The organism is Thermus sp. LT1-2-5, assembly GCF_040363165.1.
Lineage (GTDB): Bacteria > Deinococcota > Deinococci > Deinococcales > Thermaceae > Thermus.
In genome coordinates this window covers 26,019-51,310 of sequence record NZ_BSRG01000013.1, presented here as the reverse complement: position 1 = coordinate 51,310, position 25,292 = coordinate 26,019, and the positions used below count along the sequence as shown (strand labels likewise).

Here is a 25,292-nt window from a genome sequence, read left to right as displayed (position 1 = left end):
CGTCTCCCGCACCGCTTCCCTCAGCAAGATTCGCAAGGTATCCTGGTCCACGGGGCACCTCCTCGTGCTAAGGTGTGCCCCCCTATTAAACACGGACCCTTACACATAAATCCTTACACGACCCCCTGACCCTGGTGCGGCTGATGAAGCGGCACTTCCGCTCGCTGTACATCATCACCAACTCGGTGCCCATCGCCAGCGAGCTGGTGGATACCCGTTTTGAGCTGTTGCTCACCGGCGGCCAGGTGCGCCACCACAGCATGGCCCTGATTGGCCCGGCGGCGGTGCGGACGCTCGAGGTCTACCACGCCGACAAAGCCTTCATGTGCGCCACCGGGGTCTCGCTGCGGAGGGGCTACACCACCCAACCCCTACGAGGCCGAGACCAAGCAGGCCATGCCGAGGGCCGCCGACACCGCCTTTGCCCTGGTGGACTCCAGCAAGCTGGGCCGGGCCACCTCGGCCAGCTTTGCCGGCCTAGGCCAGATCGGCCTGCTCATCACCGATACCGGGGCGCCGGAGGCCTTCCTGGCCGAGCTGGAACGCCAGGGGTACCCCTACCGGTTGGCCCGGCCGGAGGGGGCCCATGGGGTGGTGAGGGCGGGCTAAGTATATATCTGCTGACCTGGGGTATCTTGGGGTAGCCTTGAGCCCGGTAACAGAAAGAGCTTCCCACCGTTGTTCTCAAAGAGATCGTTTACTTGCTCACCATTTCTTGGTATCGGGAAACAAGGCTTCCAGGGCCTCGGCGTCGCTGGTAGGGGTGGCATGGCTGATAGGTGTAGCTTGGCCTGGTCAACTCAGTCTTCTTGGAATCAGGGGTCAGCCAAGTACTGCTCCTCGCTTACTGGCTCGAGCCACTCCGCCGTCTGGCCGTCCAAGGCTTCCTGGATGGCCAAGTGGACCATGGGGCTTTGGGCGGTGGCCCCGTGCCAGTGCTTGACCTCCGGGGGGATCCAGACCACGTCCCCTTCCCGGATGGTCTCCTTGGGTCGGCCCTCCTCCTGTACCCAGCCCACCCCCTCCAGGACGATGAGGGTTTGTCCCAGGGGGTGGGTGTGCCAGTGGGTGCGGGCCCCAGGGGCAAAACACACCCGGGCCACCCGGACCCTGGCTGGGGGCGGGGCTTCGTTGAGGGTCTCTACCTCCACCTGACCAGTAAAGTAGGCGGGGTTGCCCGGAACCTTGGGATGGGTGCTCCTTGGGTAGACCCGAATCATCCTTACCTCCTCCTTAGCGTACTCGCTCTACCCGCACGGGCCCCACCTCTAAGTCGGAAAGCAGCTCAAAGCCGCGCTCTACCCGGCCGATGAGGATGAGGCGGTCGTCAAAGCTTGGGTCCCGCCGGGCAACGTCGTAAAAGAAGCCGATGTTTCCCCAGGGGACGAAGTAGATAAGGTCCCCGTTCTTGGGAGTGTGGCTCGGGGAGCCTTGGGTGGGAAGCCTCCTGGGCAGATAAGCGATCTTCTCCATGCGGTTAAAGTCGCGAAATTCCAGGGTTAAGGGTAAGAGCGCGAGGAAGCCCTGGGCAGTGGGGTTTTGCGCCAATCGGACCACCACCTCTCCCCCTTTTGCGGTGAGGAAGCGGACCCTCACGGCATCTTCGCGGGGCGGGGTCTGGGCCAAGGCCAGGGCCAAGGCCAAGGCAAGAAGGGTCAGGCTCATAGGTATTCTCCGGCTCATGGGCTATTCCTCCTCCCGGGGCAAGATGCGTACGGTGGCTGCGCGGGCCCTGGGGCTAAGCATAGCCTCGAGGTAGGGGCTTCCCCGGTACTTCTCCCGGTAGGCGGCATCAATGGCCTCCTGCACAGGGTCTTCCTGGGGCACCGGTAAAAAAACCGCCTCGCGCACCATCCCGGCTACCCGCACCCGCCCGGCCCTTTGCTTGAGGGCGGCCTGGTACCAGCTCGAGCCTTCGCCGTGGTACGCTCGGGCGTAAAGAGCCTCCCCCACCACCACGCACCAGACCCAGGTGGGGGTGCCGTAGGTAAGGCCATCTTCCCGGAAAGGGGAGACGTGCAGGTCATCGGCTTGAGCGATGCGGGTAAGTTCTTCCTTTGTCCAATGGCCAGCTTCTGCGACGTTGGCTTTCCCGCCTTTCATGCATACCTCCTCCAGGTAAGTTCAGCGCTGTGGTGGGGCCTCTACGTAGCTCATGCGCTCCAACTCCTCGGGGTACCGCTCGCCCACGACTTGGGCGGAGGCCTCCAAACCTTGCAAATCCTCAGGGAAGAGCTCCAGGCCCACTGCTCCAAGGTTTTCTTGAAGACGGTGAAGTTTGGTTGTCCCCGGAATGGGCACAATCCAGGGCTTCTGCGCCAGCAACCACGCGAGGGCAATTCGTGCCGGGGTGGCCCCCTTCCGCTTAGAACGATCGAGCAGCAGGTTCACCAGCGCCTTATTGACGCGGCGGGCCTCTGGGCTAAAGCGAGGAATTCGCCCCCTGAGGTCAGAGGGGGCAAAAGAGGTGTTGTCGTCAATCGCTCCGGTCAGAAAGCCTTTGCCCAAGGGGCTGTAGGGGACGAAACCGATGCCCAGTTCCTCGCAGATGGGGAGGATTTCCTGCTCCGGCTTGCGCCACCAAAGGGAGTACTCGTACTGCACCGCGGTCACCGGACAAACCGCATGGGCTCGACGAAGCGTTTCTGGTCCCGCTTCGGATAGGCCCCAGTGTCGCACGTGGGCTACCGCTCGCTCGCAGGCCTCCAGGTCTGTTATTTGGAAGGTCCCGAAGCCTAGGAGGGGCATCGCCACGCCGTTGTTCAGGACTACTCCTTGCACCTCGCCTCCTTCTCCTTCTAGGGTTCTAGGAGAACCTTGATGGCCCGGCGCTCATCCATGGCCCGGTAACCCTCGGCTACCTGATCTAAGGGCAGCCTCAGGTCAAACACCCGGCCTGGCTCCATCCGGCCCTCCAGCACGTCGGGCAAAAGTTCCGGCATGTAGGCCCGGGTGGGTGCTGGTCCGCCAGCTACCAAGAGGTTTTTGAAAAAGGTGGCGCTGGCGGGAACGCCCGCATGGTGCGGCACGCCCACGCGTCCGATGGCCCCACCCGGCCGGGCGATCCGCACGGCCAGTTCCACCGCTTCCTCGGTGCCCACGCACTCCAGCACGGAATGGACCCCGTGGCCACCCGTGAGGGCCAAGACCCGTTCTATGGCTGCCTCCCCTCGCTCCGTCACCAAATCGGTAGCGCCAAACTCCCTACCCAGCTCCAGGCGGTCTGGGTGGTGCCCAAGCAGGATGATCCGCTCTGCACCCAAGCGCCGCGCCGCCAGCACACCACAAAGCCCTACCGCGCCGTCGCCGATCACCGCCACCACCTTGCCGGGGCCAACCCGAGCGGTCACCGCGGCGTGATGACCGGTGCCCATCACATCCGTGAGGGTGAGGAGGTGGGGGAGGAGGGCCCGGTCCTTCTCCTTCACCGGGACCTTGTAGAGGGTCCCCTCGGCGAAGGGCACGCGCAGCGCTTCCGCTTGGGCCCCGCCTATTTCCGGTGCACCGAAGAAGTGCACATGCGCACAAGCGGTGGTCAACCCTTCTCGGCAAAATTCGCACGTCCCGTCGGAAATGGCAAAGGGCACGAGCACCACATCCCCAGGCTTGAGGGTATGCACTTCGGAGCCAACCTCCTCCACCACACCCACGGCCTCGTGTCCCATGGGTCGCCCGCCCTCGGGGATGGGGTCAAACCCTCGGTAGGGCCAAAGGTCCGAGCCGCAAATGCAGGAGACCAAAACTCGGACAATGGCATCCGTAGGCTCCGCGATTACCGGGTCGGGTACTCGCTCCAGCCGCACCTTCTGGGGTCCGTACATTATTGTGGCCCGCATGCCTAACCCTCCTGTTTCAGGATGGCGCTTCTCCGCTCAGGGATGTTGCCTAATCCTCCGGGGTGCATGCCTAATTTTCCAGGCGTGACCAGGACGTTTAAGATGGGGTTATGGCGCATCGCCAAGGCGCTGAGTTCAACGGCTTATTAGGTGGCTTAGCGGAACGGCTCCTCCGCTATGCGCCGGAGGATGGCAGTTTTCCCCTGCCCGTTCCTGGGGCCTACGTGTACCGGAATTCCAAGCGCGAGTCCGAGGTCCGGCCAGCGCTGTACGAGCCCGCGGTCTGTCTGGTGGCTCAAGGAGCCAAGGCGGTCTTTTATGGGCGGGAGGTGGTGCGCTACGATCCCGCTCGCGTGCTCATCACCACGTTGGACCTGCCTCTCAGGGCCCAGGTCCTCGAGGCGTCCCCCGAGCGCCCCTTCCTGTGTCTAAAGCTCGTTTTGGACCCGGTGGAGCTGGCGGAGCTTGCGGCCAAGGTCTACCCCGAGGGGCTCCTACCTGGAGAGGCCCGCCCGGTTTTTGCCGGGACCACCTCTTCTGAGTTGTTGGAGGCTGCCTCACGCTTCTTGAAAGCGCTGGGAGACCCCAAGGACCAAAAGCTCCTTGCCCCCCTCTATCGGCAGGAGATGCTCCTCCGCCTCCTCCAGGCAAACCCCATTCTGGCCCAGCTCAGCCTATTGGACCCCCACCTACGCCGCATTGCCCGGGCTATAGATCACATTCGAGCCCACTTCCGCGAGCCCTTGGATGTGGGAGTTTTAGTCCGGCTCACCCACTTGGGCAAGAGCGCTTTTTATCACCACTTCAAACGCCTGACCTCCCTTACCCCGCTGCAGTACCAGAAAGCCTTGCGTCTCCAGGAAGCCAGAAAGCTTCTCCTGGAAGGCCTAGCCGTGGCCCAGGTGGCCCGTGAGGTGGGTTACGCCAGTCCCTCCCAGTTTGTGCGGGAGTACCGCCACTTCTTTGGCACTGCGCCCTCTAGGGACGTTGCCCGTCTGCGTACTCAGCGCGGGCTAGCGCTTTCAGAAGCCGGGTAGAGGCACCTCAGACTCGAGCCCGAGGTCCGAGGAAGTCCTCACGAGCGGAGCACTTCCACACGCACGCCTAGGTCGAGCTCCGCCCATGAGCGGTCCGCGGTGAGGGCACAAAGCCCTAGCCGCCTTGCCAAGGCCAAGCAGGCCCGGTCGCCAAAGGAAAGCCCCGCGAAACGGGTCAAGGGCCTCAAACGGGCCACTTCCAGGGCGTCCTCCTCCCCAAAGGGGACCACCTCCACCAAAGCCCCCAAAAGCCCTTCCCGCTCCATCTCCGCCCGGGCGGAAACGGGATCCACCCCGCGCTCGGCCAGCTTGGAGAGGACCTCGGCCAAGTTCACGGCGCTCAGGTACGCCCCTTCCTCCAGGGCCTCCTCCACCCGCTCGGCCCCGGGCTCGTCCCCGAGTAGGGCCAGGAGGGCGGAGGCGTCCAGCACCACCCTCATCCTTCCTCCCGTCGGGCCTCTTCCCGGCGCTCCGCCAGAAGCTCCTCCACGAGGCTCTGACCCTGGAGGAGGTGGGCGAACCTGCCCCGGGCCCTCCGGGCCACCTGGCGAGCGGGTAGGAGCTCCAGGGTTCCGTCCTCGCGCACCCGGAGGAGGATCCGGTCCCCTTCCTTCAGGCCCAGGGCCTTACGCACCTCTTTGGGCAGGACGAGGCGCCCCTTAGCCCCCAGGTGGGTGGTATACGCCCCAGGAGTCGGGTGGTCCATGCCTTTAGCGTACCACAATGTGAGTTTGTTCCACTAGTAGAGTTCGTAACACCAGAATGAGCTTGCCTGGTAAATCACCTTGCGCCCCGGCGGGGGAGGGGGAAGGAAAATCTGCAAGTAGAGCCCGTATCTTGGGGGCATAGGCCCCAAGCTCCAGAACGCGCGCACCTTCGCTGTTTTCGTCTTCCCTTCGCCTAATATCCATCTTCCATCCCCGTCTTCATCCCTTTCAACACCCAGACTTGGCCGTTATACCCCCTTTGGAGTAGACATCGCCCCATGACCCTAGGCGAGGCGTTGGCCCAAGTTCCGCACCCCCATCCTCACCCTTCTTCTCCACCGCCTAGACCCCTACAGGACCCAGGAGGCTCCCCTGGTGGTCTTCCCCAAGGCAGGGATAGGGGAGGTCCTGGGGGTGGACGGGAAGGGGCTAAGGGGAAGCGCAAGGGGAGGGGCCCCCAGGTCAGGCTTGTGGAGGTCCTGGCCCTGCACCTGCGGACCGCCCTGGCCCAGGCCCAGGCGGAGGGGAGGGTGGAACGGGACGGGGAGGTGTGGACCTATTGGGTCTGGGCTTCTCCCTATCTGCCCGAGGCGCTTCTGGCCTTTCCCGGGTACCGACAGGCGGTGTGGCTGGAGCGGGAGGTGTGCCCAAGGCGAGGAGGGAGTTGCTGGTTGGGGGGTGGGGATAGAGAACGGTTCCTTCTGGGTGCGGGATGCGCTTTTCCGGGAGGACGGGTGTCAGGTGCCGAGGGTAGGGGCTTGGGCGGTGGCGGTGCTGCGGGGTTACGTGGTTTCGTTACCTACGGGGTCCGCAAAACATCGTCCGCAAAGACCCCCAAGGCTGGGGGGTCGGCCCAAGGACAGGCTTCAGGCGCTCTTAGCCCGGAGAAGGGCGGGGCCCTTAAGGGGAGCCACCTCCTCCTCGGAAAGGTCCAGGAGGGCTAGGGTATTCCCCTCGTGGTCCACGAACTCCACCAAGTACCCGCCTTCCGGGTAGACCAGGACGATGGTCCCTACGTCCCCCGCCTCGAGGCCCCACGCCTCCTTGTCCCGCTTTAAGACCACCAAGTCGTGCTCCCGCATCCCTTCCCCTTCCAAGGGTACGCCGTCACCAGTCGCGCCGCTTCCCTTTCCTCCTCAAGATACCAGACGCTCTGCACGCACGCCTCCCGCTTGGGGCCCCGTAGAAGCCCTCTCAGGACCACCAGCACCCCTTGGCCCTGGAAACCGGGCCGGCGCTCCACCTCCTCGTGGCGCAGGAGGGCCGCCTCTAGGGCCTCGGGACGCTCGGGGGTAAAGCCCAGGCTGGCGAAGAAGCGGGCCTTGCTTCCTCCCGCCGGGTGCTTGGGGTTGAGGAGGTACTCGGTGAGCTTGGCTCGGGGCACCTGAAAGTGCACGGGGCCAGTATATGGGCTTGCCTTGCAAACTCCACTCCGAGTCATTCATCCTAGAGCCCTGGGCAAGCGCGGCTTTCCCCGACGAGAGCCAAGCCCCAAGGAGGTCCTCACCCACTGCCTTCGCCTGGCCCAGGAGGTCGCCCCTCCCACCCCCAAGGGCCGAAGGGGCAGACCCTGGCGCTACGCCCACGCCCTCTACCTCGCCCTCCTCCATGACTTGATATGGAGGAACCCTTCCCCTCCCCTCCATCCCTCGCCCGCTACGCCCTCCACCACCTAGACCCGAGCCTCCTGGAGGACCTCCTCCACCGCCTGGCCCAGGAGGTGGAGGCCCACCTCCCGCCCCAAGACCCTGACCTCCCTTTTGCCTCATGGACACCACCGGCCTGAGCTACCGGAGCAAGGACCAAACTAGGGTGTACCAGTTTCGTGGGGTGGTGGAGGGGGTGTTTGGGGGGGGAGGAAGACGCGGCTAGGGGGTGGGTATCTCCTTGAGCGCGAGCCCAAGACGGCGAGGGTGTGGGCGCTTTTGGAGCTTGCGGTCTATGCACTAAGAGTTCTCCTTTCCCTTCTCCCTCCCCCGCCGGGGTACAAGGCGATTTCGATTTACTAGGCAAGCCCAGGTGGCGGTTCTCCTGCCTTCCCCCGATTTCCCCCCAAACGCAACGGTCCCTGTGGGAGGAGGTCAAGCGCCGCCTTCCCCCTGACGTCTACCAGGACCTCCTGACCCTGGAACTCCTGCCCAAGCTGGTCTACGTAGCCCTGCTGTACGAGAACGACGACTACGAGGTGCTGGGCTTCCCCGTTCTGGCGGAGGACAAGCTGAACGCTTAGAGAAAAAGGGGTGGGGAGAAGCTATGTTACGGGGAAGGACGTGGTTTCGGCCACGACCTGAAGCGAGGTCAGGCGAAGCCTAGCTTGCAGCCCCGTTCTTCAGAACGGGGAGTATAGAAGCTCGTCCGGCACACCCTAATTGGCCGCCAGTTCCGCCCCGACCTAACCCCTGGGCGGTTCCTAGAGATTTTGCGCCGGGCAGCTCTTCACCCGGAGGCCGCCGTGGTGGTTCACGCTCCACCCCAGGGTCCGGTGGCGCTGGTCATAGCCCCAAGCGAGGTGGCGAGGGAGGACTTGGAGCCGGAAGCTGCTCCCTGGCTCGAGGTGGTCTACGACCTCACGCGCGGTACACTAGTGGCGGGATACCTCGCTTCCTCCTTGGAGGCGATTACCCTATGGCCCAATCGCGTCTGGCTCAGGAAGAACCCGCAGCTCGGCTCCTAGAGCGGGCCGAGAGCCGCTGGGCCCTCATCCGTGACGCCCTGCGCAACCCGGACGACTGGGACGACCTGGATTGGCAGGGCGAGGTGGCCGAGCTCGGGGCGCTGTACACCCTCCTCGGACGGGTTCGCCCCGCCACGCTCGAGGAGGAGGAGCGGATAGGGCGCCTTTTGCGGGAGATCCGCGAAGCGGCCCGCGAGTTCGGCTTTAGCCCGCCTCCGCTGTAGCTAGCGGCGCCGCGGCTAGATCTAACCGGGGGCGGCAGTGCGGGGTCAAGGACAAACCCCGTCTCAAGGGAAAAAGCCTGGGGGAGGTTCTTATCGCAACCCAGCGCTGGGCAGGGTAGACGCCCCCTTCGACGCTGGGAAGGGCCCTGTACCGGTCGACGCAGTCCACGGGTGTGGTTCTTTTTCGCAGCGGGGTGTAGCCCGCGGAAGGATCCCTTGACGGGCTCCAGTTGCTTTGCGGGGGAAAAGCGCACCGTGTAGGGTGAAGGGGCCAAAGGGTGGAAAGGGGTGTGCCGCGCGCTTGTGGGCTTGGGCGTTGGTGGCGTTGGGCCTGGCCTTGGGCCAGGGGGTGGTGAAGGGCCTCTTCGCCAGGGAAACACCTCCCCGCCTTGCGGGCCTTTGCTTCTGAGGGCTAGCGGAGGAGGGTGAGGAGGGCGAGGGCGGCGGCCAGGGTGGTGAAGTAGAGCATGAGGCGGTTGAGGGCGGTGTTGACCTCGGCCTATCCGGTCGGGGAGGGTGGCCATGACCCTTTCCAAGATCCCCTCCAGCTTGTAGAGCCGCTCCTCCGTGGTCATTGCCTTTAGGGTAGCGCGGGTAGGATGTCAGGGGAGGCCGGAGATCCATTGGCACAGCCGCGCCTGGATGCGGCGAAGGCGCTCGGGGCTTATGGCGCCCAGCTTGCCCAATAGCAGGCTCTTGTCCACCACGGCCAGCCGGCTTAGGCGCACCACGCTGGCCCGCTTCAGGCTGGTTTCTGGGAAGTCTGGGTCGGTTTCTAGGAGGGTTTCGTCCAGCCCGGGGACCGCCTGGTCCAGTTGGCTGGACACCATGGCCACCAGCCAATCGGGGTAAGGGCCAGGGGTAGGGGTAAGGAGCAGGACGGGCCTGGGTTTGCCGAGGGAAAGGTCGGTGTGGGGGAAGCGGAGCAGGGCGAGGGCTCCGGGGCTCACCAGCGCTCCTTAAGGTCGGCCTCGGTGTAGTCTTCCTCCGGCAGGTCCCTTACCGCTTGGATGAGGCTAAGGGTTTCCCACGAGCGTTCTTCCCCGAGCTTTTTCTCTAAGAGGAAGCGGGCGAAGTCCGCCACCTCTTTCTGGAGCGCCTCGGGCATCCTTTCCAGGAGGAGCAAAACCTCTTCCTTCACCGCCATGGCTCCTCCAGTTCACCGCTAGCACAGAAGTTTTCACCTCATCCCTCGTTTCCTTTCTTCAATCTCATTCGCTTTCTGTGGGGGTGAGGTGTTTCTTAGCTCGGTCAGTATCGCATTCCCCGCCAACCGATGCACCTTCCGCCGAGGCGTCCCTGGACGCGCCGCCGGTGCCGCAGGGCTTCATACCTGGTCCTTTCCCCGTTCCACCCAGGAGGGAACGCCTGGCGCCGAAATCATGCCGACCGGCCTCCTCACGAGGGTGCTGGTCACGGTATCCGTTGGGCGGGGAGTGTATAGGGGGGGTGAAAACCCCTTTCCCCTTTCTGGCGGAGCAGTTCACCTGACGGGCCCCTGACACCGGCCAACTACTATTTTCACCGGAGGTAGGAATGCACGTTGGTGTGCGGGGTCTCTGGGTGCGGTTTGGCGACCAGATGGTTCTCAAGGGGCTGGATCTGGATCTCTTCGGGGACAACGCTCGGGTGGTGGCCCTGATAGGTCCCTCGGGTTCAGGGAAGAGCACCTTCATCCGGACGTTGAAAGGCTTGGTCACGCCCGCTAAGGGTGAGGTAGTTTTGGACGGTAAGCCGCTTAGCTATAAAAGCGGCGAGGCGTTAAGGAAGGCCCAGAGGGCCATTGGGATGGTCTTCCAGCAATTCCAACTGGTGGGCCGCCTCAATGCCTTAGAGAACGTCCTGCTTGGGCGGATACCCCACTTGAGCCCCTTGCGGGCTCTCCTTCGCAGCTTCGGCAAGCGGGATCTGGAGCTGGCATGGGAGCTCTTAGCCCGGGTAAACCTCACCGAGCACGCCTGGAAACGGGCAGACGCCCTCTCAGGGGGTCAGCAGCAGAGGGTGGGGATTGCCCGAGCCCTGGCCCAGGAGCCCTACCTCCTCCTGGCGGATGAACCTATCTCTGCCCTGGATCCTAAGAACGCCAAGGACGTGTTGGCCCTTCTCTTGGAATTGGTGCGAGAACGCGATATCCCCCTCCTGCTCACCCTCCACCACCTCGATGTGGTTAGGGCATATGCCGATCGGGTGGTGGCTTTCAAGAACGGACAGGTCTACTTTGATGGCCCTCCCGCCCTCCTTACCCCCGAGCGGGAGGCCGAGCTCTACTTTGACGAGGGCCTCGAGGTGGAGGAGTCCTCCTCCAACCTGAGCGCATAAGGAGGTAGTCATGGATCGCGGTATCAAGTGGCAAGGAGTGTTGTTGGTCTTTGGGCTTTTGCTTCTGGGCACGGCCTGGGGGCAGCGTCCCGGCTGGCCAAAGGAGCTGGTGATCGCCGAGGTGCCGGTGGAGAGCGCTGCCGATTACGCCTCCCGTTACCAACCCTTCTTGGATTACCTCAAGGGGCGCCTCGGCATTCCAGTAAGGCTCTTCTTGGCCAACGACTACACAGCGGTCCAGGTGGCCCAGGCCCAGGGGCAAGTGCACGTGGCCTTCTACGGGCCGGCATCCTACGTGGATGCCATCAAGAAGCTCAAGGCGCCCATCGAAGCCTTCGCCAAGGAGGACAGCCTCCGCTCCGGTACGGTGTACCACTCCCTCATCATCGCCAGGAAGGGGAGCGGGATCCGCACCCTAGAGGATGCCCGTGGGAAGGACTTCGCCTTCGTGGACCCTAAGAGCACTTCTGGCTACAAGGTGCCCATGGCTTACTTCTGTTTGGAAGCGCGCATCAAACCCCGCGAGTTCTTCCGCCGGGTTACCTTTGCCGGGTCCCATGAGGCGGTGATCCTCGGGGTAGCCCAGGGCACCATCCCCGTTGGGGTCACCTGGGATACGGGGATCTCCATCGCCGAGCAGAAGGGCCAGATCCGGGGGCTCCAAGACTTTGAGGTTCTCTGGAAGTCCGATCCCATCCCGGGCTCCCCTTGGGCTTACCGCAAGGATCTGCCGGCGGATCTCAAGATCCTCCTACAACGCGCTTTTCTCGAGTTCCACGAGACCCCAATGGGCAAGGCCTGGCTAGAGGCTCGGGGCCTCCGCCGTTTCGCCCCGGCAACCGACCGGGACTACGACGCTTTCCGCAAGGTGGACGATGCCCTTGAACGTCCGGAGTGCCAGCTCTAAGCACTTCCCCCCCCCGCCGGAGGAGCTTTGGCGTAGGCGGCGCACCGCCCTCCTCCTTTACGGGGGGGTTCTCCTTGCCCTGGCCGTCACGGCGGGATGGGCGGAGATTAGCCCGGGCAAGCTCCTCGGCAGTCTCGGCCAAAGTGTCGCCTTTTCCCTCCGCTTCTTCCCCCCGAGTGTTGACCACCTCCCCCGATTCCTGACAGCCCTCTTCGAAACCGTGGTCATGGCCCTGTGGGGAAGCTTTCTCGCTACCTTCCTGGCCGTGCCCTTGGCCCTACTGGGGGCCAGGAACGTGGCGGGTGGGGCTATTTACCTCTTCGCCCGAGGAGTGATGGACGTGCTTCGGGGCCTGCCGGAGCTGGTTTTGGCCCTCGTCTTCGTGGCTGCTATTGGCCTTGGTCCCCTGCCGGGGATCCTGGCCCTCGCCCTGCACACCTCCGGGGTGGTGGGCAAGCTTCTTTCCGAATCTATAGAAACCGTGGATCCTGCCCAGGTAGAGGCGGTGCGGGCCACAGGGGCCCACCCCCTTCTGGTGGTGGCCTACGGGATCTGGCCCCAGGTGGCCCCCATATTTTCCTCTGTGACCCTCTACCACTTCGAGGTGAACGTCCGTTCGGCCACGGTGCTGGGCTTGGTGGGGGCGGGGGGCATCGGCTTTGAGCTGGTGCAGACCGTGCGGGCTTTCCGCTTTGGGGACGCCGCCACAGTGATTCTCCTCATTCTGGCGGCTGTCTTCGTCATCGATAAGATCTCGGCCCGGCTGCGTCGGGCCTTGGTGTGAGGAGGTGCTGTTGAAAGCGCTGGATGCGTTAAGCGAGCTTGTCTATGCGGAAGAGAAAGTCTTAACAAACCTCGTTGGAAGGGTGGCGCAAGGCCTAGGGCCCGCCCAGCCCCTGCGCGAGGGGCCTGGTCTCATCCTTATCCCCTTTGAGGACGGGAGGGAAGGAGGGGCCTTCTACCTGGGAGAAGCTCTGGTCTACGAAGCCTGGATCCGCTTTCCCATGGCTGGTGTGGAGGGGTATGGGGCGGCGCTAGGCTTTGAAGCCAAACGGGCCCGTGCCCTGGCCTATCTGGACGCCGCCCTCCAGGCGGGGTTGGAGGTAGAGGCCATCATGGCGCTGGCGGAAATGGCACGGTCAGAAAGAGAACGTCGGGAGGAGGAGTTTTGGCGAAAGGTGGAGCGAACCCGGCTGGAGGTGGAAACCCTATGATGGTGCCATTCCGCGGCAGGGAAAGGCGTACGCAGGAAGCCTTTCGGAGCCTTCTCCTGGCCCTGAGCTACCCCGGCAGGGCCTTTCCCTTTCCAGCCTCTGGGCCCCGGGAAGCCCTGCGCCTCATCGGGGAAACCCTTTTGGACGAAGAGGCGACGGTGTTGGGCCCCGACTGGCTCCTGGACGCCCTAGCGGAGGCCCCGCCCCGGCGGGCCCTAGGGCCCGAGGAGGTCGACTTTGCCTTTGTGGAAGGGTTTGGCCTCGAACTCCTCTCTCTCCTCCCCCGCCTCCCTCGGGGCACCCCTCTGGAGCCCGAAGGGGGGGCCACCCTGGTTCTGGCGCTTCCCCTGGAGGGCGGCCAAAGGGTGCGGCTTCGGGGCCCAGGCATACCGGGGGAGGCTGAGCTCAGGCTTCCCCTGCCAGCGAGATTTTGGGAGGTTCGGGCTGCCAGCCTGGACTATCCCTTGGGCGTGGACATGTTCTTCACAGACGGGAGGCGTGTGGTGGGTTTGCCCCGAACCACGGAGGTGCAGCCATGGGCTACGTGACCGTGCGGGGTGGGGAAGAGGCCATCCAGGCTGCGGAAGCCCTCTTTCGCGAGCTGGTGCCCAGCCCCCCTGACCGGTTCCTCAAGGCTTTGGAAAGGCATCTGCCTTTCCTCTTGGATCGGGTCATGGCTGAAGGAGGCCTTTGGGCCCCTGCATTGGCCGCAGAGGCCCTGGCCCAGGCGGGCGGGGATTTATACGAGGCCGTTCTCCTTCTCCGGGCCTACCGCACCACCCTGCCTCGCTTGGGGGAGGCAGTTCGGGCCGGGCGGGAGGATCTCCTTCTGCTGCGGCGGATATCTGCCGCCTTCAAGGGGATCCCCGGGGGGCAAGTTCTAGGGCCAACCTTGGATTACAGCCTCCGCCTGTTGGGCCTGCGGGCTTCGGCAACCTTAACCCCAGCGGAAGCGCCGGCTCCCAAGACCTACCCCTCTGTGGCGGGCTGGCTTCGGGGCCGCGGGCTCCTGGAGGAGGCCCTGGGAGAGGGGAAAGGTTCCATCCCCGACCTTACCCGGCAACCTCTCCGCTTCCCTGCCCCCCGGGCCCACCGCCTCCAAGCTTTGGCCCGGGGGGATACGGGAGGGCTCCTGGCTCTGGCCTACAGCGGGATGCGGGCGTACAACGCTCATCGCCACCCTACAGTGGCAGAGCTGGGGGTGGGTTATCTTCCCGTCCGCCTCCACCACCCTGTGCGAGGGGGATCGGTGGAGGTGGGCCGGGTGCGCTTGGCCTTCGCCGAGATTGTGGATCGGGGGGAAAGGGGCTACCGCCTGGGCTTCGGAGCGAGCCTGGGATGGAACGAGGTGCGGCCCATTGCGGCGGCCATGCTGGACCTGGAGATGGATCGTTCCTCCCACCCTGCCCGCCAGGAGGAGTTTGTTCTACTCCACACCGACCCGGTGGAGGCTTCGGGCTTCGCCCTCCACTATAAGCTTCCCCACTACGTCACCTTTCTGAGCAACCTTAAGGCGGCAGAGGAGGTAGAGGATGCCCCGGTGGAAGTATAGCTATGCCTTCTTGGATCCGTGGGCCAAGCGGGAGATCCGCCGCCGCCTCCTGAAGGCCGTGGCCATACCCGGTCACCAGGTGCCCTTCGCCAGCCGGGAGATGCCTGTGGCCCGGGGTTGGGGCACGGGGGCCCTCCAGATCACCCTTTCCTTGGTGGGGCCGCTGGATGTGGTGAAGGTGATAGACCAGGGGGCGGACGACTCAATGAACGCCGCCAACTTGAGACGGTTCATCCATGCGGTGAGCGGGGCAAGGACCACCCAGGACGCCCTCGAGGCCACCCTCATCCAAAGCCGGCACCGCATCCCTGAGGAGCGTCTTCGGGAGGGGCAGATCCTCGTCCTCCAGGTCCCTATTCCCGAGCCCCTCCGCTACGTGGAACCCTCGGATCAAAGGGCGCGGGAGCTTCACGCTTTTGGGGACTACAGCGCCCTTTGGGTGGACATCTTTGAGGAACACGCTTTCCTGGGCCGAACCCAAAAGGGGGCGGCCTACCCGGTTCTGGTCCATGGACGCTACGTCATGGATCCCAGCCCCATTCCCCGGTGGGACATCCCTAAGCTTCACCAAGCTCGCCACATCACCCTTTTGGGGGCGGGCCGGGAGAAGCGGCTTTATGCTGTCCCCCCCTTTACTCAGGTGGAACCCCTCGCCTTCTTCGACAAGCCCTTCCAGCCTGAGGTCATCCGGGGGCATTGCCGGCGTTCAGGGGTGAATCACGTTTTCCTAAACGCACTGCCCCAGGAAGACGGCACCTTGGTCTACGAGGTATCCGACCAGGGCTACTTGGAGAAGCTTCTTGCCGGCAGGGAGACTGGGGAGCTTTTCGTGGAGACTCGGCATGGTGACTGAGAAGCCGCTTTTGGAGATCCGCAACCTGAGGAAGCGCTACGGGAGCCGGGAGGTGCTCAAGGGGGTCCATCTCCGCCTTTATCCAGGGGAGGTACTGGGGGTGGTAGGGGCTTCGGGCTCGGGGAAGTCCACCCTCCTGCGGGTGCTCTACCTTGAAGAGGAGGCGGAAGGCGAGTACTTTTTGCACATCCCGGGCTTGGAGGGAAGGAATCTCCTAACCCTCTCCCCTTACGAACGCGCCCGGATCCGCCCCTACTTGGCCATGGTTTACCAGGAGGCTGCCCTGGGCCTACGCATGGCTTTTTCCGCCCTTGCCAACGCCGCCGAGCCCCTCCTCGTTAAGGGTGAGCGGGTCTTTGCCCAAGCGGCGGCGGGAGCCCTCGAGGCCCTGAAGATGGCGGAGTTTCCCCTGGGACGGGTTCAGGATCCACCCAAGAGCCTTTCCGGGGGGCAGAGGCAGCGGGTACAGGTGGCCCGCGCTCTGGCCAAGGAGCCGCTCGTAGTTCTCCTGGATGAGCCCACCACCGGGTTGGATCTTCTGGTTCAGGCGGGCCTGCTGGACACCCTGAGGCGGCTCAAGGGGGAGTTGGGCACGGCCATGGTTCTGGTGAGCCACGACTTGGGGGTGGTGAGGGCGGTGGCGGACCGGATCCAGGTGCTCTTGGAGGGGGAGGTGGTGGAGGAGGGCTTGGCGGATCAGGTGCTAGAGGATCCGCAGCATCCCTACACTCAGGACCTGGTTCAGGCCCGCCTTTAGTAGGGGAGAGCATGCTGCTGGAAGTCGTGGATCTGGAAAAGCGGTTCTTTCTGCACCGACTAGGGCGGGAGGTGTTGGCCTTCCAAGGAGTTTCCTTCACCCTGGCGGCGGGGGAGTTCCTGCTTTTGCAAGGCCCCAATGGGGTGGGGAAGTCGTCCCTCCTCAAGGTTCTTTACCGCACCTACCGCCCCACCGCCGGGGCTATCCATCTGCGCACGCCGCAGGCCCTCGTGGATCTGGCTAGGGCTGAGGAGCGGGAGGTGCTTTGGGCGCGGAGGGAGTGGGTGGGGTATGTGAGCCAGTTCCTTTACCCTAGGCCCCGCACCCCAGCGTTGGAAGTGGCCGCTGAACCCCTTCTCTGGGCCGGGGTACCCAGGGACGAGGCCTTGGAGCGGGCACGCGAGCTCCTCCTAGATCTCGGTCTGAGGCGGGAACTCCTGGAAGCTTTTCCCACCGCCTTCTCCGGGGGGGAGAGGCAGAAGGTGAACCTAGCCCGGGCCTTCCTCCGGCCCCTGCCCCTCCTTCTTCTGGACGAGCCCAATGCCAGCCTGGACCCCGCCGCCCGCAAGGCGGTTTCGGCGAGGCTTCGGGATCTGAAGGAAAGGGGGGTGACCATGGTGGGGGTCTTCCACCACCTCGAGGACGTGGCTGGCCTAGTGGACCAGACCCTCCTGTTAGAGGTGCCGGATGTGGCTTAGTGGGGCAAAGGTTGTGCTCCCCGAGGGCGTTTTGTCGCAGGCCTCCCTACGCTTGGAGGAAGGTAGGGTGGCGGAAGTGCGCATGGGTAGGGTCGCCGGGGGGCTCCCCTTGGAGGGGTTTACGGTGGTGCCCGGGGTGGTAGATCTCCACGGGGACACCCTGGAGCGGGAGTTGGAGCCCCGCCCAGGGGTTTACCTGCCCTTGGAGATGGCCCTGGAGGCTTGGGAGGCAAGGTTGCTGGGCGCCGGGATCACCACCGCTTATGTAGCAATGTCCTTCTGGGAGGGAGCTGCCGGGGTACGGGCTGTGGAGAAGAGTTTGGAGATCGTTCGTGGGCTGAGGTTCCTTCGGGGGGCCCTCTCCTTAGACCTGCGGATCCACGTCCGGTACGAAGTTTCCCGGCCTCAAGGGGAGTGGGCTGTGAGGGCAGCGCTGGAAGAGGGCCTCGTCCACCTCCTCTCCCTAATGGATCACACCCCTGGCCAGGGGCAATTCCGTGACTTTGAAACGTATGTGGCCTACATGAGCCGTTGGTTGGGGCGGTCTCCGGAGGAGGTGGCCCAGGATCTGGTCCCCACCCGGGTGGCCTGGGCGGCCCTAGAGGAACTTGTCCGCGAGGCCCGGGCTCGAGGGGTGGTTCTCGCCTCTCACGACGACGACACCCCGGAGCGCGTGGCCCTGATGGCTAGGCTGGGCGTGGAGATAAGCGAGTTCCCCCTCACCCTCGCTGCCGCTCGGGCTGCCTGGAGTAGTGGACTATGGTTGGTGATGGGAGCCCCCAACGCCCTGAGGGGTGGCTCCCACAACGGCAACCTTTCCGCCCTGGAGGCCCTGCAACACGGCTTCCTTCACGCCCTGGCCACTGACTACCACCCTGGCTCGGCTCTCCGGGCGGCCTTCGCCCTGGCCGAGAGGGGCCTGCTACCTTTGGAAAAAGGGGTGGCCCTGGTCAGCCTCTTTCCGGCCCGGGCAGTGGGCCTGAAAGATCGGGGGGCCCTCCTCCCCGGTTTACGGGGGGATCTGGTGGTGCTAGAGGAGAAGCCCTTCGCCGTGGTGGGGGTGTTTGTGGGCGGAAAACCAGTCCTGCTTCGGGGCAGGTTTGCGGAGGTTTGGGGTGGTTGAGATCCGTCCCCTATCCCAGGAAGACCTACCCCAAGTGGCCGAACTTCTGACGCTCCTCGACCCCCTAGGGGGAAGCGTGGAGGCTTTGCTCCAGGCTTGGCGAGACCTGGCGGCTTGTCCCTGGGGGCAAGCCTACGTGGCGGTGCAGGAGGGAAGGGTGGTGGGCACTTACACCTTTTACATCCTGCCCAACCTGGGCCATGGAGGCAGGTCCTTCGCCGTGATGGAGTCCGTGGCCGTGGCCCAAGAAGTTCAGGGACAGGGGATCGGCACCCAAATGGTACGCCACGCTATGGAGGAAGCCCGGCGTGCGGGAGCGTACAAGTTGGTCTTGTCCAGTGCCCTTCATCGGGAGCGAGCGCATTGGTTCTACCAGAAGCTAGGCTTCCGGGTGTACGGGCTGGCCCTGAGTACGGGCCTCTAGCCCAAGCCACTATTCCGGCCTTCGGAGGACACCCTGGAGAGGTTTCGTCAAGGCCGCATTTGGCTCCGGTGCTGGCTTGAGAGCTCTTTCTTGCCTCCCTATACGACCCTGGAGGTAGGGGACCGCCTGCTTTAGCCGGTAGCGGAATGGGTCTTATATGGATGTGACGACTCTTCGGACTGAAGTCCGAGGCTACAAGATAGGCTTCGCCTGACCTCGGTTCAGGTCACGGTTGAAACCGTGTCCATCCCCGAAGGCCCAGCCCAGGCCCTGGCCAGGATGTTCCGTGCGGCGGCCACGTCCCGGTGGAGAGGTGTCCCACACCCGGAACAGGTGAACTCCCTGACCCACAGGGGTCTCTTCTCCCTGGGTCCGCACACCGGACAATCCTGGCTCGTGTGTTTGGGGTCTACCCCGATGACCCGCCTACCAGCTTCCGCCGCTTTGTAGGCGAGGATCCGCAGAAACTGAGCCCAGCCTGCATCCAGTACTCCCTTCGCCGTGTAGCTACGGGCTAGACCCTGAACGTTCAGGTCCTCGTGAACAACGGGCTCCCACCGCTCAGGACCCCCAAAACGTTCAATCCGTCGGCGCAGGACTTCCTTGCCGTTGAACACCATGCGGTAGGCTCGGTGTCGCTTGTACTGCCGCACCTGGATTTGGACGATCGTTTCTTCGTCCATGCTCCTCCTTCCCTTGAAGGCTTAGCGGGCATCTTGTATGTCGCTCCCTTTTTTCAAGCTTGCGCCCCCTCCTCCCTACACTTCACCCAGGATGGACCCCATTTACCTCCCCCTATCTAACGAACGGAAGGGTTTGTGCATGATCCTCGCCGCCCTGGACGAGTGGGTGCCCCTGAGCATCCTTGTCAAACCGGAAATGGTGCTGTGGGGCTTATCCCACCCCTTCGCTAGCTTCCTCCACGCCGTCATCGTGACCCACGAGCGGGACACCCTCGAGGTGGACGAGCCCATCATGGACCACGAGGCGGTCTACCTCATGCGGGAGGTGGAGGAAGAGTGGAAGAGGAGGGGTGAGAAGATCTTGCCCACCCGCAAGAAGACCATCGTCCTCCTGGCCGACGTGGGTTACCTGAGCATCTACTTCCGCTTCTCCGACGCGTTTGGGGGCGAGGGGAAACCCTTCGGGATCCTCGACGACCTGTTTGGAGACCCGGACATCGAGGGTCACCTGAGCAGGTGGGCGGTGGGGCTGGAGGAGATCCCGGGCTGGCCCCTCATGCCCCCGGGGCTCATCCGCATCCACTTCCTCCTGGGACCCATACTCCGGCATTGGTCTAGGCGAAACATCCTCTACTTCGGCCGGGACTTCACCTACTTTCAGGTGTCCCCCGAGCCCGATATAGACCTGATGAGCCTCTGTAGCACCCTCATCCGCAAGGAGGAAGTCCCCCATGCGCACAAGAAGGCGCTCATGGACATCGCCATGACGGCGGCTTCGGGGAACAAGGCGAGGCTATCAAAACAGGTGGGAAAGACCCACTTCTACCTCCTTTCCAGCTACATGCGGGGGGTGTGGAACGACGATCTGAAAGCCCGGTGGGGGGCGTGGTGGGCGAGGCCCGACGCTCCCAACAACCGCAAGCAAATGGCGGAATATGCGGAAAGGCTACGCAAGGAAACCCTGGAGTACTACGGGTGCAAAGACCTCTTCCCGGAGTTGTGGGAGTGGAAAAGGATCCTGGAGGAGGAGTGGAGAAAAAGCGCTAGCCGCCAGGTGTGAACACTACACTTGGGGCGTGAGAGGTGGGATGCGCCACCAGGGGAGGGTCCGGGATTGCCACCCGGGGACCACGCTCTTCCATGAGGGCTTGGTGAGAAAACCCACCCTCACTTCTCACGACAAAACCCCCCAGATTCAAAATCGCACCTACCCAATCCGCCCTGAGAGCTTGGTGAGAAAACCCACCCTCGCTTCTCACGACAAAACCCCCGGGATTCAAAATCACACCCGCCTAATCCATTGTGAGGGCTTGGTGAGAAAAACCACCCCTTCTCTCATCTATCCCCCTCTTCTCTTCTATGGAACCTTTGCAATCAAACTCCACCGCGCCCCTCCCTCGTTTTTTGGGCGAAGGACGCCCCCACCCCCCTCGTAGGGAAGCATTTTTGCTCTTTCCCCCCTCGAGGCCACGCACATTTGCCCCCGGGAAGAGTCCCGGGGGATCGCTTTTTGGGAGAGGGATAAACGGACACTTAGCCTGACGGGGACAAGTAAGAACCTCCTTGTCCTGCCCAAGGAGGCGCTCCTTGTACCAGGGCCCCCCGTCCTAGCTAACGGGGGAGGGTAGGAGCGGGCTCGCCTCGAGGCCGGGAAGGAGAGGTGGGGAGAAGGAGGGCGACGCTTCCCTCCTGAACCTGGTGGGGAGGACTCCATACCTCCTCGCCCCTTTGGGCTAACGGGGAAGCGTAGGCGTCCGGGCTTCCAGCGGGGGTCATCCTCGAGGCCCCCCTAACGGGGGGTGAGGTGTGGAGGAAGGGGAGGAAGGGAGAGAGCCATGCCTCTCGCTCCTGCTGACGAGCAGGGAGGCGTACTGCTCCTGACAGGGGAGGACTAGCTTACCCCCTCACGCCTGACGGGGGAGGACTAGCTCACCCTCTTCCTCCTGACGGGGGAGGGATGACAAGCCCGCCCGCTCACGCCTGACGGGGGAAGGCTAGATGGACTCAGCCTCTTACTCCTAACGGGGAAGGGCTACGACGGACCCACCCTCTTCCTCCTGACGGGGGAAGGCGACATAGGCTCACCCTCTTCCTCCTGACGGAGGAGGGCTAACAAGCTCAGCCTTCCCCCTTTCTGTTCCGCTCCTCTTCCGTACCGGGACTCCTATGGCCCCAAACCTGAAGCTCCCGTTTTGGAGGGTGAGGGTGGCCTCGAGGGCACCCAAAACAGGGGGTTGGAGGGCGGAACACGCGCAAATCCGTGGGGTGGTGGGGGTTGGGGGGTGAGCTTCGCCCAAAAAACGGTGGGTGCGGTGGGGGAAGAGAGGTGGCAGAGCGGTTGGGGCACTAGATAGAGTAATTCCAGAAAATAGGGAGCATGAGCATAGGTTTCCCGCACGAGCACGCATCCCGTGGAAGGTGGAAAGCCCCATTCCCGCTTGGTGTGTGGGGAATGGGCTTTGGGGGGATGGGGGAGATAGGGCTCCACGTGGTAGCCCTCCCGGGTGAGGCTTGGGGCCCTCGAGGGTGGTTTTGCGGCGAGGGCAAGGCTCACTCCTGTGCGTGGGGCTGAGCCGTACACTCCCGCCTACTGGGGACCCCCCTCAAGGAACGCTCCTGCGTGTAGGGATGAGCGTGTAGAGATGAGAAGGATGGACCTGAGGGCCTCCCCTCAAGGCGGGGAAGCCTCCAGACGTAGGGGGCTACCTACGACTTTCCGCTACCATGAGGAGCGCCCTTCGGAGGTCCGAGGCCTCGAGGGAAGCGTGGGGGTGAACGGCATCGACGGGGGTCGCCGAGGGTGCGGTTGCGCGCCGAGGTGCGGGTGGCCTCGTAAAAACCCGCAAACGAATAAAGGTCAAGCGGCCTCTCGCTCTCGCGGCCTAGTTGCCACGACCTCGCCCGGAAGCCCCGCCGGGGGCTCGCCGGAAGCGGGGACGCAAAACCCGGCTAGCCGAGGGCGAGGCTCCGTAGCCCGAGGCGAAGCTTAACGGGGCTCGCTCCTGGCCGCCCGCCCGTGGGCCAAGGCGGGAGGACACCCCAAACACGGACTGCGCGCGTGGACGCCCGCCTCCCCCCACCTCCACCAACAGGGCCGGGGAAACCCGGCCCCCTTTTCTCGCCTCGAGGCGGGCTGGGGACGGGGAGCGGGGGAGGGGAGAGGGTGCCTTGGATACGTAGTCAGGGTAGCTATGAACTTGTAGCTAAGAAGGACGCCCAGCCCCCCCACCTCTCCCCCTCGCCCGGCCTCGAGGCGGGCCCTTCCTGGAACTGAAGCCCCCGGGGCTTAGACCAGGGGAGGTGGCGTAGGTCCGAGCGTAGCGTAGCTTCTCACGGCAAGACCTGGACCTTCCCCTCCCGCGCCACCACGTGAAAGTGGTGGTCTAGGCTCAACACCCTGCCACCTGAGCGCTCGGCCAAGGCCAGGACCGCCGCGTCCGCAAAGCCCAAAGGCAAGTCCGCGTACCGCGCCACCAGTTGGCGGATCCGGGGGAGGTCCCCGTCTCCGCAATCTAGGCTCAGGGCGCCCGTCTCGAGATCCGTCAACAAGGCCTCCAGCGCCCCAAGCCCAAGACGCTCCTCGGTTAAATAGGCGATCTCGGCAAGGGCGCCCGCGGCAACCAAATAGGGGCCTGGATCGGCCAAAAGGACGCTCTTGACCCGTTCGTGATCCGGATCCTTGCGGTTTAAAAGGGCGAAGAGGGCGGAGGTATCCAGAACGATCATCCCTCACCCCAAGCTTTACGAAGCCATGCCTCCGATTCCCGCCCCGTGAGGGCTTCGTCTTCTCCCACGCCTAAGGAGCGTAGGGCAGGTCTCTTCCGGTGCGCCAGGTAGAGGGTCAAGGCTTCGCGGACGATCTCGGCCTGGCTCTTGCCCTCTTGCTTCGAAGCCTCCTTCAGGGCTTGGTGCAGGTCGCGAGGAAGGTAGAGGGTGGTCTTCTCCATGGGTCTATACTACCACATATGGTAGCCACTCCTGCCGAGCGCCTTCGCTCTACTCCGCCTAAGCCCTAGGTCCGGAGCCCAGCCAGGGCGGGCCCGAATTCACGGGGGGGCAGGGGCCGTAGGTGAGCCGGAAGGCCCGCCCCCAAGCGGTGCTCTAGGCACCGCCTCCCGGGCGCCCCAAGGGGCTGCACGCCTCGGCCGCAGGAGCACGGTGCACGGCTTCCCCGGGGGCTTGAACAGGATCTCCTATACACTTTCCTGCCCAACGGATGTCGTGACCGACACCCTCGCGAGGAGGCTGGTCCGTACTCTATCCGTGCCAGGCGTCACGTCCAGCGCTCCCCAGCCTAACCCGCCCCCAAACCCCAAGCCACCGACTCGCTCAGGCTTACCTCGCCAGCCTTCTCCTCTCACCCAAAAAGACCGTCCAGGCCATGTGGGTCAAGCTTCGCTCACTTCTCCGGGCCTGCATCACCTTCGTGGACAAGATGCGGCGCCGGGTGAAGGTGAGGCTTCGGGAGGGGGAGAGTGGGGAGGGGACGGGGGAGCAGAGGTCGGTGGGGGGACTCTTGGAGCGCTGCCCTCCGGGGAGGGCCCGGTACCACCGGCGCTTTGGGGTGTACGCCAAGCGGGCGCGGGTGCGTTTGCCTTGGGTGGGGGAGGTGGGGGTGGTTTTGGTCTGGGTAGGGCAGGGAACGGGGTGGCGGAGCTATGCCTTGGTCTCCACCTTGGTTGGGGAAGTGCAGGATGTGTTGGAGGCGTGGTTTTGCCACCCTTCTGCGGAGGGGGTGCACCGAATGGTGAAGCAGAACCTGGGGCAGGGGAAGAGCCGGGCGCGGAGCTATGCGGCGCAGCTTATGCACAACGACCTGGTGGTGGGGGTGTTTCTTCTGGTGCGGGCGGTGTGGGTGGCGCATCCGGGGATGCCTTGGCGGAAGGAAGAGCGGGTGGCGGGGAAAGCCTTACTGACCGAGCTAAAGGCCACCTCACCCCCAGAGAAGAGGCTGAGGAAAGGGGGTGAGAGATGGGGTGAAAACTTCTGTTTATTGGGGCCTTCGGGTGGTGCGCGTTTTTGAGTTTTGAGTTAAGCTAAAACCTCTGAGCATGGAGTCTGCAAAGCAAACGAAGAAGGAACCTACCCCACGCGCGGACAGGCCCACCCGCTTTCGCCACCCTTCCTCTTTGGAGGAGGCCCATCACGTTTTAGAGGGCTTGCGCAAGCGGCGTAAGCAAGAGGAAAAGGCACCCCCGGTACTCCAGCGGAAAAGGGCCGGGGCCCAAGGGATTCTGCTAGCGGGGGAGGTGGCCCTGCTTTACGGCGAGGCTAAGGCGGGGAAAAGCCGGGCCGCCGTGGCCCTTCTGGCCTGGGAGCGCCTTTCGGGGGAACACGCGCGTCGGAGCGAGGCGTGGGAGTTGCTTCCACCTCCGGAGCTACGCTTTTACCTGTACCATCAGACGGAGACCCGCTATAGCCACCTAGCGCGCTACGCGGAGCAGATGGGCGCCATGGACATCGCCCAGCGCAACTTTCTGCCCTTTGCTCAAAGGGAAGAGCTCCAGTCGGCCTTACGGGCGATCCACATCCTGGCCAAGGAAGCGGGGAAGCCCGCCTTGGTGGTGGTGGACTCCCTCATTAAACTGGTCCCCCCGGAGCAGAGCGAGAACGAGGCCAAGGCCATGGATACGGTCATGGCCTGGCTCAAGGAGGCCATCCTGCCTCCCGCGGCCGGGGAGCCTGCGGTGGGCTTGGTGGTGATCCACCACGCCACCAAGGGAAACTATGGTCCTCGGGGTTCTGGGGCCATCGCCGCCAACGCCGACCACCTATTGGTCGTGAGGCCTAAAGCGCACGGGGAATCCGAGGGGGAGTGGAACGCCCTCATTTACGAAAAGGGAAGGGGAGACGTGGAAAGGGAAGCGGAGGAGATCCTAGCGGTTCGGGTGCGCTCTGGCGGCCGTGCCCTGCGCTCCCAGCCGCCCTCCGGTAAAGCCCGGGGGTCTTCCCCCACATCAACGGCAAAGCCTCAGCGCTCCTTGGTGGACCAGGCCCGGGTACACTTCCAGGGGAAAGCCTTCACCCAAGAAGAGCTCGTCGCCTTTTTGGTGCACCTGGGCCAAGCTAGGGAGAGGGCGGAGAACAACTTCCGGGTCTGGCGGGCCCGGAAGAAGATCCTGGCCTTGGAGGGCGGGCGCTACCAGTTTCGGTAGCCATTGCGAAACATCCTGAAAGCCCCCTTTAGCTCACGAATTGTTGCCGTTTCCCCCCTTCACCCCCTAAAACACTTACCCCTCGTAACGCCGGCTCCCTTGAAACGTTAGCTCCCTTTCCCGCTGACA

The 25,292-nt window shown here is 64.1% G+C and carries 32 protein-coding genes, 1 other RNA gene and 2 pseudogenes; 21 read left to right on the top strand and 14 right to left on the bottom strand.

The genetic code is table 11. The features are described from left to right. The first annotated feature begins 143 nt into the window (after nucleotides 1–143). Nucleotides 144–609: pseudogene (locus ABXG85_RS10490) on the top strand (DeoR/GlpR family DNA-binding transcription regulator). A gap of 206 nt (nucleotides 610–815) precedes the next feature. On the opposite strand, the gene ABXG85_RS10485 reads toward ABXG85_RS10490, so the two are convergent. The 5 genes from ABXG85_RS10485 to ABXG85_RS10465 are packed head-to-tail and all read right to left on the bottom strand — an operon-like array spanning nucleotide 816 to nucleotide 3,821. Further along, nucleotides 816–1,220 carry a (R)-mandelonitrile lyase gene (locus ABXG85_RS10485; RefSeq protein WP_353513578.1) on the bottom strand — a complete coding sequence of 135 codons (405 nt, stop codon included), beginning with the start codon at nucleotides 1,218–1,220 and terminating at the stop codon, nucleotides 816–818. Between the two features lie 13 nt (nucleotides 1,221–1,233). Next, the gene (locus ABXG85_RS10480) at nucleotides 1,234–1,665 is read right to left on the bottom strand and encodes a cyclophilin-like fold protein (RefSeq protein ID WP_353513577.1); all 432 of its coding nucleotides are present in this window, start codon (nucleotides 1,663–1,665) and stop codon (nucleotides 1,234–1,236) included. 21 nt (nucleotides 1,666–1,686) lie between these two features. Continuing rightward, nucleotides 1,687–2,103 (bottom strand): DUF2255 family protein, encoded by a 417-nt coding sequence (locus ABXG85_RS10475; RefSeq protein WP_353513576.1) that lies wholly within the window; start codon nucleotides 2,101–2,103, stop codon nucleotides 1,687–1,689. A 21-nt stretch (nucleotides 2,104–2,124) separates the two neighbouring features. Further along, nucleotides 2,125–2,781, bottom strand: a complete 657-nt coding sequence (locus tag ABXG85_RS10470) for an aldo/keto reductase (protein WP_353513575.1) — start codon at nucleotides 2,779–2,781, stop codon at nucleotides 2,125–2,127. 17 nt (nucleotides 2,782–2,798) lie between these two features. Continuing rightward, nucleotides 2,799–3,821, bottom strand: a complete 1,023-nt coding sequence (locus tag ABXG85_RS10465) for a zinc-dependent alcohol dehydrogenase family protein (RefSeq protein WP_353513579.1) — start codon at nucleotides 3,819–3,821, stop codon at nucleotides 2,799–2,801. 125 nt (nucleotides 3,822–3,946) lie between these two features. Here ABXG85_RS10465 and ABXG85_RS10460 point away from each other — a divergent pair, with 125 nt between their 5' ends. Continuing rightward, entirely contained in the window at nucleotides 3,947–4,873 is a 927-nt protein-coding gene (locus tag ABXG85_RS10460; RefSeq protein WP_353513574.1) for an AraC family transcriptional regulator, read from the top strand. Nucleotides 4,874–4,911: 38 nt separating this feature from the next. On the opposite strand, the gene ABXG85_RS10455 is transcribed toward ABXG85_RS10460, so the two are convergent. The 4 genes from ABXG85_RS10455 to ABXG85_RS10440 form a co-directional block, all read right to left on the bottom strand. Next, nucleotides 4,912–5,313 carry a type II toxin-antitoxin system VapC family toxin gene (locus ABXG85_RS10455; protein WP_353513573.1) on the bottom strand — a complete coding sequence of 134 codons (402 nt, stop codon included), beginning with the start codon at nucleotides 5,311–5,313 and terminating at the stop codon, nucleotides 4,912–4,914. Then, nucleotides 5,310–5,579: an AbrB/MazE/SpoVT family DNA-binding domain-containing protein gene (locus ABXG85_RS10450; RefSeq protein WP_353513572.1), complete on the bottom strand. Its 270-nt coding sequence runs from the start codon at nucleotides 5,577–5,579 to the stop codon at nucleotides 5,310–5,312. Before ABXG85_RS10450 ends, ABXG85_RS10455 begins: the two co-directional genes overlap by 4 nt. Before the next feature lie 867 nt (nucleotides 5,580–6,446). Beyond that, complete coding sequence (locus ABXG85_RS10445) at nucleotides 6,447–6,662, bottom strand: DUF4926 domain-containing protein (RefSeq protein ID WP_353513571.1); 216 nt, start codon at nucleotides 6,660–6,662, stop codon at nucleotides 6,447–6,449. Further along, nucleotides 6,635–6,976: a DUF6883 domain-containing protein gene (locus ABXG85_RS10440; RefSeq protein WP_353513570.1), complete on the bottom strand. Its 342-nt coding sequence runs from the start codon at nucleotides 6,974–6,976 to the stop codon at nucleotides 6,635–6,637. Before ABXG85_RS10440 ends, ABXG85_RS10445 begins: the two co-directional genes overlap by 28 nt. A 222-nt stretch (nucleotides 6,977–7,198) precedes the next feature. On the opposite strand from ABXG85_RS10440, the gene ABXG85_RS10435 reads away from it, so the two are divergent. From ABXG85_RS10435 to ABXG85_RS10420, 4 genes and pseudogenes are all read left to right on the top strand, one after another. After that, nucleotides 7,199–7,366, top strand: coding sequence for a hypothetical protein (locus tag ABXG85_RS10435; RefSeq protein ID WP_353513569.1), 168 nt, complete (start codon nucleotides 7,199–7,201; stop codon nucleotides 7,364–7,366). Nucleotides 7,367–7,392: 26 nt separating this feature from the next. Further along, nucleotides 7,393–7,589 (top strand): annotated as a pseudogene (locus ABXG85_RS10430) (hypothetical protein); the annotation flags it as partial. Beyond that, nucleotides 7,496–7,810, top strand: a complete 315-nt coding sequence (locus tag ABXG85_RS10425) for a hypothetical protein (protein ID WP_353513580.1) — start codon at nucleotides 7,496–7,498, stop codon at nucleotides 7,808–7,810. The pseudogene ABXG85_RS10430 and the gene ABXG85_RS10425, both read left to right, overlap by 94 nt. A 395-nt stretch (nucleotides 7,811–8,205) precedes the next feature. Then, nucleotides 8,206–8,478 (top strand): hypothetical protein, encoded by a 273-nt coding sequence (locus ABXG85_RS10420; RefSeq protein ID WP_353513568.1) that lies wholly within the window; start codon nucleotides 8,206–8,208, stop codon nucleotides 8,476–8,478. Between the two features lie 602 nt (nucleotides 8,479–9,080). Here ABXG85_RS10420 and ABXG85_RS10415 read toward each other — a convergent pair. Next, a complete protein-coding gene (locus ABXG85_RS10415; protein WP_353513567.1) occupies nucleotides 9,081–9,428 on the bottom strand; it encodes a type II toxin-antitoxin system PemK/MazF family toxin in 348 nt (115 codons plus the stop codon). Further along, nucleotides 9,425–9,625, bottom strand: coding sequence for a DUF2281 domain-containing protein (locus tag ABXG85_RS10410; RefSeq protein WP_353513566.1), 201 nt, complete (start codon nucleotides 9,623–9,625; stop codon nucleotides 9,425–9,427). The genes ABXG85_RS10415 and ABXG85_RS10410 overlap by 4 nt, the downstream gene beginning before the upstream one ends. Before the next feature lie 401 nt (nucleotides 9,626–10,026). Here ABXG85_RS10410 and ABXG85_RS10405 point away from each other — a divergent pair, with 401 nt between their 5' ends. The 11 genes from ABXG85_RS10405 to ABXG85_RS10355 are packed head-to-tail and all read left to right on the top strand — an operon-like array spanning nucleotide 10,027 to nucleotide 18,325. Beyond that, entirely contained in the window at nucleotides 10,027–10,797 is a 771-nt protein-coding gene (locus ABXG85_RS10405; protein ID WP_353513565.1) for a phosphonate ABC transporter ATP-binding protein, read from the top strand. A gap of 10 nt (nucleotides 10,798–10,807) precedes the next feature. Next, a complete protein-coding gene (gene phnD / locus ABXG85_RS10400; protein WP_353513564.1) occupies nucleotides 10,808–11,704 on the top strand; it encodes a phosphonate ABC transporter substrate-binding protein in 897 nt (298 codons plus the stop codon). Then, nucleotides 11,673–12,488: a phosphonate ABC transporter, permease protein PhnE gene (gene phnE / locus ABXG85_RS10395; RefSeq protein ID WP_353513563.1), complete on the top strand. Its 816-nt coding sequence runs from the start codon at nucleotides 11,673–11,675 to the stop codon at nucleotides 12,486–12,488. The genes phnD and phnE overlap by 32 nt, the downstream gene beginning before the upstream one ends. 4 nt (nucleotides 12,489–12,492) lie before the next feature. Next, complete coding sequence (locus ABXG85_RS10390; RefSeq protein ID WP_353513562.1) at nucleotides 12,493–12,918, top strand: phosphonate C-P lyase system protein PhnG; 426 nt, start codon at nucleotides 12,493–12,495, stop codon at nucleotides 12,916–12,918. Then, on the top strand, nucleotides 12,918–13,466 hold the full coding sequence (gene phnH / locus ABXG85_RS10385) for a phosphonate C-P lyase system protein PhnH (RefSeq protein WP_353513561.1): 549 nt from the start codon (nucleotides 12,918–12,920) through the stop codon (nucleotides 13,464–13,466). Before ABXG85_RS10390 ends, phnH begins: the two co-directional genes overlap by 1 nt. After that, nucleotides 13,454–14,470: a carbon-phosphorus lyase complex subunit PhnI gene (locus ABXG85_RS10380; RefSeq protein ID WP_353513560.1), complete on the top strand. Its 1,017-nt coding sequence runs from the start codon at nucleotides 13,454–13,456 to the stop codon at nucleotides 14,468–14,470. The genes phnH and ABXG85_RS10380 overlap by 13 nt, the downstream gene beginning before the upstream one ends. Then, nucleotides 14,451–15,323, top strand: coding sequence for an alpha-D-ribose 1-methylphosphonate 5-phosphate C-P-lyase PhnJ (locus ABXG85_RS10375; protein ID WP_353513559.1), 873 nt, complete (start codon nucleotides 14,451–14,453; stop codon nucleotides 15,321–15,323). Before ABXG85_RS10380 ends, ABXG85_RS10375 begins: the two co-directional genes overlap by 20 nt. Beyond that, entirely contained in the window at nucleotides 15,313–16,080 is a 768-nt protein-coding gene (locus ABXG85_RS10370; RefSeq protein ID WP_353513558.1) for an ATP-binding cassette domain-containing protein, read from the top strand. Before ABXG85_RS10375 ends, ABXG85_RS10370 begins: the two co-directional genes overlap by 11 nt. Nucleotides 16,081–16,091: 11 nt before the next feature. Beyond that, entirely contained in the window at nucleotides 16,092–16,778 is a 687-nt protein-coding gene (locus ABXG85_RS10365; RefSeq protein WP_353513557.1) for an ATP-binding cassette domain-containing protein, read from the top strand. After that, nucleotides 16,768–17,901, top strand: a complete 1,134-nt coding sequence (locus ABXG85_RS10360; RefSeq protein ID WP_353513556.1) for an alpha-D-ribose 1-methylphosphonate 5-triphosphate diphosphatase — start codon at nucleotides 16,768–16,770, stop codon at nucleotides 17,899–17,901. The genes ABXG85_RS10365 and ABXG85_RS10360 overlap by 11 nt, the downstream gene beginning before the upstream one ends. Beyond that, nucleotides 17,894–18,325: a GNAT family N-acetyltransferase gene (locus ABXG85_RS10355; protein WP_353513555.1), complete on the top strand. Its 432-nt coding sequence runs from the start codon at nucleotides 17,894–17,896 to the stop codon at nucleotides 18,323–18,325. The genes ABXG85_RS10360 and ABXG85_RS10355 overlap by 8 nt, the downstream gene beginning before the upstream one ends. Before the next feature lie 221 nt (nucleotides 18,326–18,546). Here ABXG85_RS10355 and ABXG85_RS10350 read toward each other — a convergent pair whose 3' ends face one another. After that, on the bottom strand, nucleotides 18,547–19,008 hold the full coding sequence (locus tag ABXG85_RS10350) for an RNA-guided endonuclease InsQ/TnpB family protein (protein WP_353513554.1): 462 nt from the start codon (nucleotides 19,006–19,008) through the stop codon (nucleotides 18,547–18,549). A gap of 139 nt (nucleotides 19,009–19,147) precedes the next feature. On the opposite strand from ABXG85_RS10350, the gene ABXG85_RS10345 reads away from it, so the two are divergent. Both ABXG85_RS10345 and ssrA read left to right on the top strand, forming a co-directional pair. After that, complete coding sequence (locus tag ABXG85_RS10345) at nucleotides 19,148–20,068, top strand: hypothetical protein (protein WP_353513553.1); 921 nt, start codon at nucleotides 19,148–19,150, stop codon at nucleotides 20,066–20,068. A 1,707-nt stretch (nucleotides 20,069–21,775) separates the two neighbouring features. Further along, nucleotides 21,776–22,096, top strand: a transfer-messenger RNA (tmRNA) gene (gene ssrA / locus ABXG85_RS10340). Between the two features lie 242 nt (nucleotides 22,097–22,338). Here the strand turns inward: ssrA and ABXG85_RS10335 are convergent. Together ABXG85_RS10335 and ABXG85_RS10330 are read right to left on the bottom strand one after the other, a co-directional pair. Further along, nucleotides 22,339–22,734 (bottom strand): type II toxin-antitoxin system VapC family toxin, encoded by a 396-nt coding sequence (locus ABXG85_RS10335; protein WP_353513552.1) that lies wholly within the window; start codon nucleotides 22,732–22,734, stop codon nucleotides 22,339–22,341. After that, nucleotides 22,731–22,955 (bottom strand): ribbon-helix-helix domain-containing protein, encoded by a 225-nt coding sequence (locus ABXG85_RS10330; RefSeq protein ID WP_353513551.1) that lies wholly within the window; start codon nucleotides 22,953–22,955, stop codon nucleotides 22,731–22,733. Before ABXG85_RS10330 ends, ABXG85_RS10335 begins: the two co-directional genes overlap by 4 nt. 434 nt (nucleotides 22,956–23,389) lie before the next feature. Between ABXG85_RS10330 and ABXG85_RS10325 the strand changes: the two genes are divergently transcribed. After that, nucleotides 23,390–24,031: a hypothetical protein gene (locus ABXG85_RS10325; protein ID WP_353513550.1), complete on the top strand. Its 642-nt coding sequence runs from the start codon at nucleotides 23,390–23,392 to the stop codon at nucleotides 24,029–24,031. A gap of 136 nt (nucleotides 24,032–24,167) precedes the next feature. Continuing rightward, entirely contained in the window at nucleotides 24,168–25,163 is a 996-nt protein-coding gene (locus ABXG85_RS10320) for an AAA family ATPase (protein ID WP_353513549.1), read from the top strand. Nucleotides 25,164–25,292: the final 129 nt, after the last annotated feature.

What these genes read in the sequence shown, in the direction of transcription:
- ABXG85_RS10485 (WP_353513578.1), bottom strand. Translation starts at nt 1,220, where the DNA reads ATGATTCGGGTCTACCCAAGGAGCACCCATCCCAAGGTTCCGGGCAAC.
- ABXG85_RS10480 (WP_353513577.1), bottom strand. Translation starts at nt 1,665, where the DNA reads ATGAGCCTGACCCTTCTTGCCTTGGCCTTGGCCCTGGCCTTGGCCCAG.
- ABXG85_RS10475 (WP_353513576.1), bottom strand. Translation starts at nt 2,103, where the DNA reads ATGAAAGGCGGGAAAGCCAACGTCGCAGAAGCTGGCCATTGGACAAAG.
- ABXG85_RS10465 (WP_353513579.1), bottom strand. Translation starts at nt 3,821, where the DNA reads ATGTACGGACCCCAGAAGGTGCGGCTGGAGCGAGTACCCGACCCGGTA.
- ABXG85_RS10460 (WP_353513574.1), top strand. Translation starts at nt 3,947, where the DNA reads ATGGCGCATCGCCAAGGCGCTGAGTTCAACGGCTTATTAGGTGGCTTA.
- ABXG85_RS10455 (WP_353513573.1), bottom strand. Translation starts at nt 5,313, where the DNA reads ATGAGGGTGGTGCTGGACGCCTCCGCCCTCCTGGCCCTACTCGGGGAC.
- ABXG85_RS10450 (WP_353513572.1), bottom strand. Translation starts at nt 5,579, where the DNA reads ATGGACCACCCGACTCCTGGGGCGTATACCACCCACCTGGGGGCTAAG.
- ABXG85_RS10445 (WP_353513571.1), bottom strand. Translation starts at nt 6,662, where the DNA reads ATGCGGGAGCACGACTTGGTGGTCTTAAAGCGGGACAAGGAGGCGTGG.
- ABXG85_RS10435 (WP_353513569.1), top strand. Translation starts at nt 7,199, where the DNA reads ATGGAGGAACCCTTCCCCTCCCCTCCATCCCTCGCCCGCTACGCCCTC.
- ABXG85_RS10420 (WP_353513568.1), top strand. Translation starts at nt 8,206, where the DNA reads ATGGCCCAATCGCGTCTGGCTCAGGAAGAACCCGCAGCTCGGCTCCTA.
- ABXG85_RS10410 (WP_353513566.1), bottom strand. Translation starts at nt 9,625, where the DNA reads ATGGCGGTGAAGGAAGAGGTTTTGCTCCTCCTGGAAAGGATGCCCGAG.
- phnD (WP_353513564.1), top strand. Translation starts at nt 10,808, where the DNA reads ATGGATCGCGGTATCAAGTGGCAAGGAGTGTTGTTGGTCTTTGGGCTT.
- phnE (WP_353513563.1), top strand. Translation starts at nt 11,673, where the DNA reads ATGCCCTTGAACGTCCGGAGTGCCAGCTCTAAGCACTTCCCCCCCCCG.
- phnH (WP_353513561.1), top strand. Translation starts at nt 12,918, where the DNA reads ATGGTGCCATTCCGCGGCAGGGAAAGGCGTACGCAGGAAGCCTTTCGG.
- ABXG85_RS10380 (WP_353513560.1), top strand. Translation starts at nt 13,454, where the DNA reads ATGGGCTACGTGACCGTGCGGGGTGGGGAAGAGGCCATCCAGGCTGCG.
- ABXG85_RS10375 (WP_353513559.1), top strand. Translation starts at nt 14,451, where the DNA reads ATGCCCCGGTGGAAGTATAGCTATGCCTTCTTGGATCCGTGGGCCAAG.
- ABXG85_RS10370 (WP_353513558.1), top strand. Translation starts at nt 15,313, where the DNA reads ATGGTGACTGAGAAGCCGCTTTTGGAGATCCGCAACCTGAGGAAGCGC.
- ABXG85_RS10365 (WP_353513557.1), top strand. Translation starts at nt 16,092, where the DNA reads ATGCTGCTGGAAGTCGTGGATCTGGAAAAGCGGTTCTTTCTGCACCGA.
- ABXG85_RS10360 (WP_353513556.1), top strand. Translation starts at nt 16,768, where the DNA reads ATGTGGCTTAGTGGGGCAAAGGTTGTGCTCCCCGAGGGCGTTTTGTCG.
- ABXG85_RS10350 (WP_353513554.1), bottom strand. Translation starts at nt 19,008, where the DNA reads ATGGACGAAGAAACGATCGTCCAAATCCAGGTGCGGCAGTACAAGCGA.
- ABXG85_RS10345 (WP_353513553.1), top strand. Translation starts at nt 19,148, where the DNA reads ATGATCCTCGCCGCCCTGGACGAGTGGGTGCCCCTGAGCATCCTTGTC.
- ABXG85_RS10335 (WP_353513552.1), bottom strand. Translation starts at nt 22,734, where the DNA reads ATGATCGTTCTGGATACCTCCGCCCTCTTCGCCCTTTTAAACCGCAAG.
- ABXG85_RS10330 (WP_353513551.1), bottom strand. Translation starts at nt 22,955, where the DNA reads ATGGAGAAGACCACCCTCTACCTTCCTCGCGACCTGCACCAAGCCCTG.
- ABXG85_RS10325 (WP_353513550.1), top strand. Translation starts at nt 23,390, where the DNA reads ATGTGGGTCAAGCTTCGCTCACTTCTCCGGGCCTGCATCACCTTCGTG.